At 59.8% G+C, this 12700-nt stretch carries 10 protein-coding genes; 5 read left to right on the top strand and 5 right to left on the bottom strand.

What is annotated here, in order from left to right; genetic code table 11:
- Window positions 1-93 precede the first annotated feature (93 nt).
- The 4 genes from HED64_RS15155 to HED64_RS15140 all read right to left on the bottom strand — a co-directional run bounded on the left by HED64_RS15155 (window position 94) and on the right by HED64_RS15140 (window position 6298).
- On the bottom strand, window positions 94-2514 hold the full coding sequence (locus HED64_RS15155; RefSeq protein ID WP_168152833.1) for a phosphoketolase family protein: 2421 nt from the start codon (window positions 2512-2514) through the stop codon (window positions 94-96).
- 599 nt (window positions 2515-3113) lie between these two features.
- On the bottom strand, window positions 3114-4097 hold the full coding sequence (locus tag HED64_RS15150; RefSeq protein WP_210149776.1) for a beta-ketoacyl-ACP synthase 3: 984 nt from the start codon (window positions 4095-4097) through the stop codon (window positions 3114-3116).
- Window positions 4098-4265: 168 nt separating this feature from the next.
- Window positions 4266-5927: a SulP family inorganic anion transporter gene (locus HED64_RS15145; RefSeq protein ID WP_342590741.1), complete on the bottom strand. Its 1662-nt coding sequence runs from the start codon at window positions 5925-5927 to the stop codon at window positions 4266-4268.
- Complete coding sequence (locus tag HED64_RS15140; RefSeq protein WP_168152832.1) at window positions 5927-6298, bottom strand: ArsR/SmtB family transcription factor; 372 nt, start codon at window positions 6296-6298, stop codon at window positions 5927-5929. Before HED64_RS15140 ends, HED64_RS15145 begins: the two co-directional genes overlap by 1 nt.
- Window positions 6299-6386: 88 nt before the next feature.
- Between HED64_RS15140 and HED64_RS15135 the strand changes: the two genes are divergently transcribed.
- The 5 genes from HED64_RS15135 to HED64_RS15115 all read left to right on the top strand — a co-directional run bounded on the left by HED64_RS15135 (window position 6387) and on the right by HED64_RS15115 (window position 12096).
- Window positions 6387-6569, top strand: coding sequence for a hypothetical protein (locus HED64_RS15135; RefSeq protein WP_168152831.1), 183 nt, complete (start codon window positions 6387-6389; stop codon window positions 6567-6569).
- Between the two features lie 218 nt (window positions 6570-6787).
- A complete protein-coding gene (locus HED64_RS15130; protein ID WP_168152830.1) occupies window positions 6788-8632 on the top strand; it encodes a phosphoenolpyruvate carboxykinase (GTP) in 1845 nt (614 codons plus the stop codon).
- A 72-nt stretch (window positions 8633-8704) separates the two neighbouring features.
- On the top strand, window positions 8705-9925 hold the full coding sequence (locus HED64_RS15125; RefSeq protein WP_342590748.1) for an NADP-dependent isocitrate dehydrogenase: 1221 nt from the start codon (window positions 8705-8707) through the stop codon (window positions 9923-9925).
- A 90-nt stretch (window positions 9926-10015) separates the two neighbouring features.
- Window positions 10016-10243 carry a hypothetical protein gene (locus HED64_RS15120; RefSeq protein WP_168152828.1) on the top strand — a complete coding sequence of 76 codons (228 nt, stop codon included), beginning with the start codon at window positions 10016-10018 and terminating at the stop codon, window positions 10241-10243.
- 206 nt (window positions 10244-10449) lie between these two features.
- Window positions 10450-12096: an ABC1 kinase family protein gene (locus HED64_RS15115; protein WP_168152827.1), complete on the top strand. Its 1647-nt coding sequence runs from the start codon at window positions 10450-10452 to the stop codon at window positions 12094-12096.
- A gap of 30 nt (window positions 12097-12126) precedes the next feature.
- On the opposite strand, the gene HED64_RS15110 is transcribed toward HED64_RS15115, so the two are convergent.
- Window positions 12127-12564, bottom strand: a complete 438-nt coding sequence (locus HED64_RS15110; RefSeq protein WP_068737978.1) for a DUF1003 domain-containing protein — start codon at window positions 12562-12564, stop codon at window positions 12127-12129.
- Window positions 12565-12700: the final 136 nt, after the last annotated feature.

Raw genomic sequence — 12700 nt, 5'->3', positions numbered from 1 at the left:
GCCGTCTCACAACACGGTAGCCAAGGACACCGCGACAGCCTGAACTCAGGGCGCACACCACGAAGAGTGAGACGGGCTAGGAAAGACGCGCCCCTACGGTGCCTGAGGCGTGGGCTGGTCGGCGGCACCGGGATTGGCGCTCCATTGCCAGTTTCTGATCTCCGGCATGTCTTCACCGTGGGTCCGGATGTACTGGCGGTGCTCGATGAGCTTGTTTTTGAGCTCCTCGCGCACGTGCGACGAGATGTCCTGGAGCCGCGGCACCCGGTCGATCACATCGATGGCAAGGTTGAAGCGGTCGATCTGGTTGAGCACGCACATGTCGAACGGAGTGGTGGTGGTGCCCTCCTCCTTATACCCGCGGACGTGAAAGTTGCCGTGGTTGCTGCGCCGGTACGTGAGCCGGTGGATCAACCACGGGTAACCGTGATAGGCGAAAATCACGGGCTTGTCCGTGGTGAACAGCGCATCAAACTCACGATCTGCCAGACCATGCGGGTTATTGGCCTCATCCTGGAGCCGCAGTAGGTCCACGACGTTAACCACCCGGATCGACAGATCCGGGAACCGAGAGCGCAGGATCTCGACGGCGGCAAGGGTTTCCATGGTCGGCACATCCCCGGCAGCGCCCATCACCACATCGGGTTCGGCATCGGTGTCCGTGCTGGCCCAATCCCAGATGCCGATGCCCTTGGTGCAGTGCACGATCGCGTCGGCCATGTCCAGGAACTGCATCTGCGGCTGCTTGCCGGCCACGATCACGTTGACGTACTGGCGGCTGCGCAGGCAATGGTCGGCGACAGATAACAGAGTGTTCGCGTCCGGGGGGAGGTATACCCGGATGACCTCGGACTTCTTATTGATCACGTGGTCGATGAAGCCGGGGTCCTGGTGCGAGAAACCGTTGTGGTCCTGCCGCCAGACGTGGGAGGTCAGCAGGTAGTTAAGGGAAGCGACAGGCCGCCGCCAAGGAATCGAATTGCTGGTGTCCAGCCATTTGGCGTGTTGGTTGAACATCGAGTCGACGACGTGGATGAACGCCTCATAGCAGGAGAAGAATCCGTGGCGGCCGGTCAGCAGGTAGCCTTCAAGCCAGCCCTGGCAGGTATGTTCGGACAGGATTTCCATCACCCGCCCGTCCGGAGCCAAGTGGTCATCCTCGGGCACGGTGTGGGCGTTCCACGTGCGGTCGGTGGCTTCGAGGACGGCTGCGAGTCGGTTCGAGTTGTTTTCATCCGGGGAGAAGACGCGGAAGTTGTCCATGTTCGCCGCCATGACGTCCCGAAGCATCTGCCCGAGCACTCGAGTGGCTTCCACCGCGCCGGTGCCCGGTTTATTCACCTGAACCGCGTAGTCACGAAAATCGGGCATCCGCAGATCACGCAGGAGAATCCCGCCATTGGCGTGCGGGGTGGCGCTCATCCGGCGCGGTCCTGCGGGATGCAGGCTACGGATTTCTTCAACCGGAGCCCCTGATTCATCGAAGAGCTCCTCCGGGCGGTAGCTGCGCAGCCAGGTTTCCAAGATCTGCCGGTGACTCTCGTTTTCGCGTGCGGCGCTAAATGGTACCTGATGCGATCGCCAGGAACCCTCGACCTTTTTCCCGTCGACTTCGGCGGGGCCGGTCCAGCCTTTGGGGGAACGGAGCACTATCATCGGCCAGCGGGGCCGCTGGATCTGGCCGTCCTCTCGGGCCCGGCGCATAATTTCCCTGATCTCATCGAGGCAGGCATCCAGAGTTCGAGCGAAGTCTTGGTGCATTTGTTCGGGGTCTTTGCCCTCCACATAGTGGGGGATATGTCCGTAGCCGCGCAGCAGCGCGTCGAGTTCGTCCCGGTCCATCCTGGCCAAGATGGTGGGGTTGGCGATCTTGTAGCCGTTCAGGTGCAGGATCGGCAGCACTGCTCCGTCACGGGCGGGGTTCATGAATTTATTGGAGTGCCAGCTGGCCGCCAGTGGCCCGGTCTCTGCCTCCCCGTCTCCCACCACAGCAGCAACAATCAGCTCAGGATTATCAAAGGCCGCCCCGTAGGCATGAGAGAGCGAATACCCCAGCTCCCCGCCTTCGTGGATAGATCCGGGGGTTTCCGGGGCAACATGGCTCGGTATGCCTCCGGGGAAGGAAAACTGCTTGAACAACCGCTTCATGCCCTCTAGATCCTGGGAAATATTGGGGTAGGTCTCGCTGTAGGTGCCTTCCAACCATCCTGCCGCGACCGGTCCGGGCCCGCCGTGTCCCGGACCCATGACGTACATCATCTCCAGATCGCGTTTCATAATCGCCCGGTTTAAGTGTGCGTAAATAAAGTTCAGTCCAGGGGTGGTGCCCCAGTGACCGAGCAGTCGCGGCTTGACATGCTCAGGCAGCAGCGGTTCGCGCAGCAGCGGGTTGTCCATGAGATAGATCTGCCCCACGGACAGATAGTTTGCCGCGCGCCACCACGCGTGGATGCGCTGCAGTTCTTGGGGGGATAAGACGTCATCTGTTTCGGAAAACTCTGGGCGGTGATTCATGGAGGAGATGGGTCCCTTTCGCTTCGTCGTGATGATGATTGACCGAACCGCTGTATCTACCGTGCGCCACGGGGTCCTGAGGTTGTGACGCTTAGTGCCAGAACACTCGTTCCGATTAGGTGGGAAATAGCCCTAGGCGATGGCTCCGAACCTACGTGCTAAGACGGACATAAGCCATAGACAGAGTGACCTTCATGGAAACCTGGACATTGGCCGGAATCGCCAGTCCGATGGAGTCTTGAGCGAATATGGTGGGCCAAGACGACCGAAATCGGGGCGGACACCTAGGGTGTTCAAGACTTCAGACAGGCTCCGCTCGGTGTGTTCCACTGCAAATCAATTCGGAGTAGCGGTGACCTGACGGAGCTCGTTCCGGGCGGCCGATGATTTGATGTTCTTCAGTGATCGGCCCATAAGAAGCGTGCCGTTAAGAAATTGGTAACTATAGGCCGCGTTGCAGCATTCGCCCTGGCGACGTCGATGACGAGGAACTAGTGGTGGCGGGGAGCTACTGACTCAAGGTCCTCGGATTTGTGGAGTTCTTCGACGCGTATGTCGCGACGAAGGATTGGACGCGTCGGTGCTCAGCCGTCTTCGTCCTAGGGCTGGGAACGGAGCGGATCCCTGGCTGGGGTGCGGATGAGTTGGCCGGCGTAGGCGAAGCCACTACCGAAACCTAAGAGCAGGGTGAGCGCGTCGGCGGGTACTTTGCCGTTATGCCACCATTTGGAGAGTCCTAGGGGGATGCTGGCTGCGGAGGTGTTACCTGATTCCGAGGCGTCGGTCAGGACGATCTTGTGATCAAGTCCCAGGTGCTTAGCCAGAGGCTCGATGGTGCGTAGATTGGCTTGCTGAGCCGCGAGGACGTCGATGTCATCGATGGAGTAGCCGGCTTGTTCGATGACTTTGCTGGCGTGTTTGGCGGCGTCAGTGATTGTCCACCGGAGCCCGTTTTGGTCGTCCTGGTCGAACCGATTCATGGGTGCTTGGAGTCCAGTCGTATTGCTCATGCGGTGATCGGAACCCCAATTGACGGCACTGATGCGTGGAGAATCGCTGGCCGCGACGATCATGGCCCCGGAACCGTCAGCGGTCAGGGTGCAGGTGCCGCGATCCGTCCAATCGGTTAGCGCGGAAAGCTGCTCGGCGGCAATGACAAGTGCGACAGTGGCGGTACCGGTCCGGATGGCACTGTCCGCGAGGCCAAGGGCATGACAGAATCCCGAGCAGGCCGTGTTGATGTCAATGATTGCCGGTGAAAGGGCGCTCAGGGCGTGGGCGACGCGTCCGGCGGTATTCGGCGTGCGCTCGGTGGCCGTAGTGGTGGCAACAATGATCAAGTCGACAAGCTCGATATCGACGTTTGCGTCGTTGAGGGCGTGCCGACCGGCGGCTACAGCCATGTCCGCGACGGTTTCTGTTTGCTCGGAAATGTGCCGGGTGACGATACCGGTCCGGGACTGCGTCCAGTCATCGCTCGTGTCCACCATCTTGGCAAGATCACGGTTGGTCATCGAGTTCGCTGGCTGGTAATGGCCTAGCCCGATGACTTGGGAACCAATAGGGCCCTTCGGTAACTGCATAGTGACTCCATCGTTTCCTTGCGCCAACTGCAACGCGGGGGATCATGCGGAATTTTTGACGGGCACCGAATGCATCGCCCTGATCTCTTATTGAGCCTAAGGGTTTATTTCCCAACCTGTGAGGACCTGTAACAATCAACCAGTGATTCCTCGAGAGTTTTCCTTGACTCAGGCCGGATTCAGTCCGTGTTCGGCCCGTCGGATATGGCTTCGCGCATGCTCAATGGCGTCTTCAAGCGTGTCAAAGAGGTGGTTCTCGTGCCGCAGAGATGAGACCACCCCGATTCTGGTGGCTAGACGCAGGTGCTGGGGGCGGATTCCCTTAATGAGCACAGTGATTCCGCGCCGTTCCAGTCCGTGCACGAGTTCGGTCATGACCTGTGCTCCGGTGGCGTCCAGGATCTGGAGCTGCGACATGCGCAGGATCACCACGGCGACGTTCTCTATTTTTCCCACACGGGCCAGCAGCCGTTCGGCTACTCCGAAGAACAGCGCACCGTCGATACGGAAAACGGCAATATGTTCGTCCCCCGGGGCCTTCGGATCGGGAAGTTCTTCCCGATACACACCAGCGGAATTGGCCAAGGCCCGTAGAGCGAAGAAAGCCGCAACGGCAATGCCGATGCCCACCGCGTAGATCAGGTCGACGCTGACGGTGATGAGCGCCGTGACGATGAAGACGACGGCGTCGGACTTGGTGGACCCGACAATTGTTTTCACGGTCGCCATCGAGATCATCCTGGCCGCCGTGACCATCAACACGCCGGACAGCGCTGCGAGGGGAATGCTCCCCACCATACCGCTTGCTGCATAGATGACAATAATCAGCACGAATGAATGGATGATTGCCGACATGCGAGTGCGACCGCCGGCACGGATGTTCACAGCTGTTCGGGCGATGGCCCCGGTCGCGGGCATGCCACCGAAGAAGCCCGAGGCCACGGAGGCGAGGCCTTGGCCCACGAGTTCACGGTCGGCGTCATAGGGTCCCGTGTCTGAAATTGAGGCCGCAACGCGAGCCGACAGCAGGGATTCGATGGCGGCCAGCGCTGCAATCGTCAGGGCTGGCCCCAGCAGTGCTGTCAGGGTTTCCCAGTCCGCCGAAGGCAGCCGGGGTGCCGGCAGCGAATCGGGCAATGCCCCAATGGTCGCCACGGGTAGCTGGGCCAGATTGACGCCCACGGTGACGATGATGATTGCGATGATCGACCCGGGGATGGCCTTGTGGATGCGCGGGGCCACGACCATGACCGCAATAACCACGGCAACAACCAACAAGGGAATCCAAACGGCCGCCCCGCTCACGGTTTGGAGAGCTTCGACGGCGGCCATGAAGGCATTGCTACTAGGTCCTGCGGGTACGCCAAAGGCCGAGGGGACCTGTTGGAGGAAAATGATCATGGCGATGCCCAGGGTGAATCCCTCGATCACCGGCCACGGTATGTAGGTGATGGTTCGACCAAGGCGCAGCAATCCTGCCGCCACCACGATGAGGCCCGCCATCACACAAACCACAGCCAACACGCCAAGGCCCTGGGTTGCCACGACCGGGCCGAGGACCACCACCATGGCCCCGGTGGGACCAGAGACCTGGATGTTGGAACCGCCAAAGACTGCCGCGACGATGCCGGCGATGATTGCGGTAATCAATCCGCTCTCGGCTCCGGCACCAGAACTGACACCAAACGCCAGCGCCAAGGGCAGGGCAACGATTCCCACGGTAACGCCGGCCAACAGGTCCTGGCGCCAGGTCTTGGGGAACTGGCGGTAATCGCGCCAGCTGGGCAGCAATGTTGCAGCCGATCGCAGGGCGGACGGGAGGCGCGTCACTAGCTGGGATCCTGGACAAGCTCCGGAAGGCCGGCACTGGTGGCGAGCTGCTCATGTGTGGTTTGAAGGATTTCGACCAACAACGAGCGGGCCACCCGGAGCAGATCCGCCACCTGCGGATAAGCCAGCCTGTAGAAAACCTGACTGCCACGGCGTTCGGCGACAACAAGGTTATGCCGACGCAGGACAGATAGGTGCTGGGAGAGGTGTGAGGACTCCAGTCCCGTGCTCGTGAGCAACTCCGTCACCGAAACCTCAGCCTTGCGGGTCAGTACCTCCAACACGCTGACGCGTATCGGATGTGACAGGCCCTTAAAGAGGTTCGCCTTCACCTCGTACAGCGGTCGCTGCGCGTCAAAGTACTGATCCATGGGTACTTCCTCTCGTGATTTGATGACTTTATCATATCACGATGTTGTAACATGATGGAATCACCCATCCACTGATCGGCTGCACCACATGAAGAATGTCCTCGTCTTTCTGATTTCGTTTTCGCTTTTTGTCGGGGGGATCTACCTGATCGGAGAAGCGTGGGCGCTTGAACAATGGCAATGGCAAGGGCTCGGATTCCTTGGCGGAATCCTCGGGGTGACTGCGGCATTTATGGTCCCGTTTGTGATTGCTCCCCGACTCGATCCCTAGAGAATGCATCACCAAACCACGGCTCAAAGCACGGCGGCCAAGCCCCCAGCCGGCAAGTTAGCCACCGAACTCGACAGGCCAATAAGCAACATGACGAAATTTTGAGTCCAAAAGACTGGAAACGACGGCACCTTGGCGCACCGCCGCACCTGCGATATCTCAGCCGCCGAGCACCCTTAGTGACTCCGGCGCTGAAACGAGAAAGAAAGAAGACGTTCATGAACAGCTTCACAGAACCCGCAGTCCGAGGTTTCACACCCCATGCCCCCGCCAGCCTGCTGCAATGGGTTGATCAGGTTGCCGCCATGACCACCCCGGAGAAGATTCATTGGGTTGATGGTTCAGCAGCCGAGTACCGGGAGCTCACCGATGAGCTAGTCGGTGCCGGTACCTTGGTACGGCTTGCGGAAGAAAAGTTCCCCCATTCCTTTGCCGCGTTTTCCGACCCGGACGACGTTGCCCGGGTGGAGGAACAGACGTTCATCTGTTCTGAGAAGGAGCGAGATGCCGGGTTCACGAATAACTGGATGGACCCGGCCATCATGAAGGAGCAGCTGCGCAAGCTGTTCACCGGTTCCATGCGCGGGAGGACCATGTATGTCATCCCGTTCGTCATGGGGCACTTGGAGTCACAAGATCCGAAGTTCGGCGTGGAGATCACCGATAGCGCTTATGTCGTGGCGTCGATGCACATCATGACGCGTTCCGGGGCCGACGTATTGGCCAAGATGAATCAGTTGAACGCAGACTTTGTTCCCGCCCTTCATTCCGTTGGCGCACCGCTGGAGCCGGGGCAGCAAGATGTGAGCTGGCCGTGCAATCGCGAAAAATGGATAGTCCACTTTCCGGAAGAGAAATCGATCTGGTCCTACGGTTCCGGGTACGGCGGCAATGCCCTTCTGGGCAAGAAGTGTTACTCGCTGCGCATCGCCTCGGCGATGGCTCGACAGGAGGGCTGGCTGGCCGAACACATGCTCATTCTTAAGCTCACCAACCCCGAAGGGCAGTCGCATTTTATTAGCGCAGCCTTCCCGTCCGCGTGCGGCAAAACCAACCTGGCCCTGCTAAACCCCACCGTCAAAGGCTGGCGGGTTGAGACCCTGGGCGATGACATCGCCTGGATTCGTGTGGGAAAAGACGGCAGGCTACGGGCCACCAACCCCGAAGCGGGCCTTTTTGGTGTCGCGCCGGGAACGGGTTGGCGTACCAACCCCAACGCCATGGATGCCATCACCAAGGGAAACACCATCTTCACCAACGTTGCGCTCACCGACGATGGGGGTGTCTGGTGGGAAGGCATGACCGAAGAAACGCCGGAACACCTGAGGGACTGGACCGGCAAAGACTGGACCCCGGCCAGCGGCAAGCCTGCCGCCCACCCCAATTCGCGGTTCTGCACACCCATCAGCCAGGTGGAGATCCTGGCAGCTGAATATGAGGACCCCGAGGGAGTTCCCCTCTCCGCGATCTTCTTCGGTGGCCGACGTAAAACAACGATCCCCTTGGTCACTCAGTCACGCGACTGGACCAGTGGGGTCTTCATGGGCTCGACGCTGTCCTCCGAAACGACCGCGGCTGCAGCAGGCAAGGTCGGCGTCGTCCGCCGCGACCCGATGGCGATGTTGCCGTTCATCGGCTACGACGCCGGTGATTACCTCCAGCACTGGCTTGACGTTGGCACATCGACGACTGCCTCAAAGCTGCCGCAGATTTTCCTGGTCAACTGGTTCCGCCGAGACGCCGCGGGGAAGTTCCTCTGGCCCGGTTTCGGGGAAAACTCCCGCGTCCTCAAATGGGCTATCGAGCGGATCGAAGGCACCGCTGCCGGCGTCGAAACACCGATCGGCTACGTCCCGGCTCCCGGGGCCCTCGATACCACCGCACTGAGTGTCAGCAATGAAGACCTGGGCACCGCGATGGACGTTGACCCCGACGAATGGGATCAGGAAATCGAGAGCATCAAGCAGTGGTACGCCCGCTTCGGGGATTCCCTGCCAACACCATTATCTGCCCAACTGGACGGGCTCACCGAGCGCTTCACGCGCTCCTCGTCCAACTTGTAGGCCGCATTCGCGCGAAAACCGGTGCCCCTGCGGCTACTTCCCCAGGGGAACCAGAAACTCAGGAAAAACATGATTCCAAAAATCACAGTCATCGGAACCGTCGTCGAACTCGACGGGGACGAGATGACGCGCATCATCTGGAAAGCCATCAAGGACAAGCTGATCCTTCCCTACCTGGACATGGATTTGGCGTACTACGACCTGTCCATTCAGAACCGCGACGCCACGGACGACCGCGTCACGGTGGATGCTGCACACGCTATCAAGAAGCACCACGTCGGGATCAAGTGCGCAACCATCACTCCGGATGAGGCCCGCGTGAAGGAATTCGGCCTGAAACGAATGTGGCCGTCCCCTAACGGAACCATCCGAAATATTCTTGGCGGAGTGGTCTTCCGCGAACCGATCATCATCTCAACGATTCCGCGCCTCGTTCCCGGGTGGAACAAACCCATCATCATCGGCCGCCATGCCTTTGGTGACCAATATAAGGCAACCAACTTTAAGGTCCCGGGACCAGGCACCCTCACCATGACGTTCACCCCATCCGACGGAGGTGAAGAAATCCACCAAAGCGTTATCACCTACCCCGAAGGCGGCGGCGTGGCCATGGGGATGTACAACTTCAACGACTCCATCCGCGACTTCGCCCGTGCATCCTTCGCCTATGGACTCAAGCGGCGCTACCCGGTCTACCTGTCCACCAAGAACACCATCCTCAAGGCCTACGACGGACAGTTCAAGGACTTGTTCCAAGAAGTGTTTGAGACCGAATTCAAGGAACTATTCGATCAAGACGGGCTGACCTACGAGCACCGGCTCATCGATGACATGGTCGCATCGGCCATGAAATGGGAAGGCGGCTACGTCTGGGCCTGCAAGAACTACGATGGGGATGTCCAATCCGACACCGTCGCCCAGGGCTACGGATCGCTCGGCCTGATGACCTCCGTCCTGCTGACCCCGGACGGAAAAACCGTTGAGGCCGAGGCCGCGCATGGGACCGTGACTCGGCACTATCGTCAGCACCAGCAAGGCAAACCCACCTCCACCAACCCCATCGCCTCCATTTTTGCGTGGACCCGCGGCCTGATCCACCGCGGAACACTGGACAGCACTCCGGCCGTGGTCGGTTTTGCTGTGGACCTCGAAGACACCGTCATCAAGTGCGTCGAAGCCGGATTCATGACCAAGGACTTGGCGCTGTTGGTGGGCACTGACCAGGAATGGTTGACGACGGAGCAGTTCCTCGCAGAACTTGAGACTCGCTTGAAGTCGCGCCTGAACCGATAGTACGGCCCGAAATGTAGTGGGCACGCGAGCAAACGGACAGGCTCACAGCACCCTGAACAGCGGTATCGATCCGTTGTTCAGGGTGCTGCCATGAGTTCGCGTGTTGCGATGATCGGTGCGGGCTTCATCGCTTCCATGACTCCACACAATCGGCACCTCGGCCAGCACTTATTCCTGCGCATGTGGATCGGAATCCTGGCCGCAGCTTTGGTTATGGGTCCCACCTCGATGGCATCCATCGCGATCCTCTTGCCGGCTGCTTCGTCGACCGCAATCATTGGCAGGATCCCTTCCGCTTTGGACGTTGTATCACGGTAAACCCGGCCCCATGGGGCGTCCCGAAAAGTTGCGAACGAACTGGCTGTACTTTCCATACTTAGAGCAGCGGACTCGCTCCCCATGCCAAGCACGAAGACTTGAGGCGCGGGAGTTCTTTCTGGGCACCGTAGGATCAAGACCATGACCGATCTGTCCAGGGCCAAGTATTTGGTCCGGGACCCCCACGGGGAAGGAAGCGCTCGCCCATGAACACCCATCTGGAACGGTTTGCCCAGATTGCCGAAATCTTGGCCCGGCACGGACTGGGATTCCTGGCCGGCACCATGGGGCTGGAGCGTTGGCTGCCGCGGCATCCACTGATGCCCACAGCGGAGCCCACCAGCCCGGTGCGGCTTCGGTTGGCGTTGGAAGAACTGGGTCCAACCTTCATCAAACTCGGCCAACTGCTTTCCACTCGGTCAGATATTATGCCGGCCGCCTACCTCAGTGAACTATCCAAGCTCCAAGATGGCGCGCCCCCGGTGTCCGCTGAGCAGATCCGCTCATTGATCCAACAGGAACTCGGAGCCACCCCCGAACAGCTCTTCGCCTCGTTTGACGATGAACCATTGGCCAGCGCCTCGATCGGCCAGGCCCATGCCGCGACGATGGCCGATGGCACCGAGATCGTGGTGAAGGTGCGGCGCCCCGGCATCGTGAACCGGATCGATGAGGATCTGGAGATCCTGCAAAATATGGCCGCCCACGCCAGCAGGCGCTGGGAAGCTGCGGCGGATTACAACGTGGCGGGGATCGCCACCGAGTTCGCTGCCACGCTGCGCGCAGAACTCGACTATCTACGTGAGGGCCGCTCCGCCGAGCGCTTTGCTAAGAATTTCAGTTCAGATCCGAGTATTTATATTCCCAAGATCTTTTGGGAGACCACCACGTCCCGAGTACTGACCATGGAACGGATCAGGGGCATCAAGGTAGATAACATCGAGGCACTTGACCTTGCGGGGATCAACAGGGGCGAGGTGGCCGAACGTGCGGCGAGGGCCGCAGCGAAGATGATTTTTGAAGACGGGTTCTTCCACGCCGATCCGCATCCCGGCAACCTGTTCATTCAGCCCGGTGGCAGGATCGCCTTGATTGATTTTGGGATGGTCGGTGAGATTGACGAAAAACTGCGAGGCCAGTTGGGAACGCTGCTCTTCGCGTTCACCAGCAACGATCCGGACAAGGTCAGCTCCGCCCTACGAACGATCTCCGTGACGCGTCCGTCCGTGGACCGTGGTGTGTTGAGGCACGACGCGGCCCGTTTTATCCAGCTTTATGAAGGCCTCGAACTTCGTGAGGTTCAGATCGCACCCCTCATTACCCAGATGCTGGCCATTTTGCGAAACCATCATCTCCAACTGCCGCGTGAGATGGCGATGCTGCTCAAGATGGTCTTGATGACCGAGGGCATGGGGGTCCGGTTGAACCCAGAGTTCAATCTCGGTGAGATTCTTCGTCCCTATGCCAAGACCCTGGCGCAAGAGAAGTTTAGCCCCCGGAACCTTGCCGAGCGGCTGGGTAAGGCAGGATTGGAAGCCGCTGAGTTGGGCATGATCCTGCCCGAGAAGCTACGCACCCTTTTCGAGAACATCGATGGCGGAGTTGAAGTGCACCTGCGCGCTGAGGAGCTGGAGCCCTTGGTGGGACGAGTGGAACGCATCGGGAACCGGCTGGTGGCCGGCATGATTGCCGCTGCCTTCATTCGGGGAATCGGAGAACTGACGGCGGCGGACCGGGAGCGACTGCAGACTTGGCAAAATCCGCTCATGGGTGCTGGTCTTGGTGCGGCTGGATCTCTGGCTACCTACCTTGTGTGGACTTCCCGACGCAAGAAGTACCGAGGCTCGCGGTAGCTGTGGGCTCCAGGCTCCAGGCCCCAGGCCTCAGCTCCCTCCCCGAGCTGGGGTCTCGGAACTCTTGAGCGCACCCAGCGCCAGTAACTCCTTGAGGATCTTCAGCTGCTGCTCATTGATGGCGCTGAGCTGCTCGATCTCGGCTTTTGACGCCAAATTGGTTTCCAAGTCGTGCTGGGCCATGGCAGCGGCAATGGCGTCCTGACGTTTGGCGGCGATCAACAAAATGGCACCCTGCAGGCCAGCGAGCATGGACAAGAACAGGTTCAGCAGAATATAGGGGTAGGGATCCCACGCCCGTTGCGACAGCACCCAGGTATTGACTACGGCCCAAAGCATCATGAAGACAAGAAAGCCCACCACAAACGGCCAGCTACCCATCCCATTACGCATATAGTCGGCGGCTCGTTGTCCCTTGGTCAGTGAGGCCTTGTGCTCGGCGTGCCACGTCTTTTGCTGATTGTCCATGGCTCAGCATATTCCGGTGAAGGACCGCTTCAAGTCAGATCCTTCAGGAGCAAGGGGCGCATCCGGGCGACAATGGGCGGCATTTGTCTGAATTCCAGTCCTGGACAGAGTCCCTATGAAGGAGCCGGACGGCCGC

The sequence above is a fragment of the Paeniglutamicibacter terrestris genome (assembly GCF_012271785.1).
GTDB classification, from domain to species: domain Bacteria; phylum Actinomycetota; class Actinomycetes; order Actinomycetales; family Micrococcaceae; genus Paeniglutamicibacter; species Paeniglutamicibacter terrestris.
This window is presented reverse-complemented; position numbering and strand designations above follow the sequence as displayed.

Bases quoted from the DNA above. Each gene is read 5' to 3' on its own strand.
- HED64_RS15140 (WP_168152832.1), bottom strand. From the start codon at position 6,298: ATGGATCAGTACTTTGACGCGCAGCGACCGCTGTACGAGGTGAAGGCG.
- HED64_RS15130 (WP_168152830.1), top strand. From the start codon at position 6,788: ATGAACAGCTTCACAGAACCCGCAGTCCGAGGTTTCACACCCCATGCC.
- HED64_RS15155 (WP_168152833.1), bottom strand. From the start codon at position 2,514: ATGAATCACCGCCCAGAGTTTTCCGAAACAGATGACGTCTTATCCCCC.
- HED64_RS15110 (WP_068737978.1), bottom strand. From the start codon at position 12,564: ATGGACAATCAGCAAAAGACGTGGCACGCCGAGCACAAGGCCTCACTG.
- HED64_RS15135 (WP_168152831.1), top strand. From the start codon at position 6,387: ATGAAGAATGTCCTCGTCTTTCTGATTTCGTTTTCGCTTTTTGTCGGG.
- HED64_RS15120 (WP_168152828.1), top strand. From the start codon at position 10,016: ATGAGTTCGCGTGTTGCGATGATCGGTGCGGGCTTCATCGCTTCCATG.
- HED64_RS15150 (WP_210149776.1), bottom strand. From the start codon at position 4,097: ATGCAGTTACCGAAGGGCCCTATTGGTTCCCAAGTCATCGGGCTAGGC.
- HED64_RS15115 (WP_168152827.1), top strand. From the start codon at position 10,450: ATGAACACCCATCTGGAACGGTTTGCCCAGATTGCCGAAATCTTGGCC.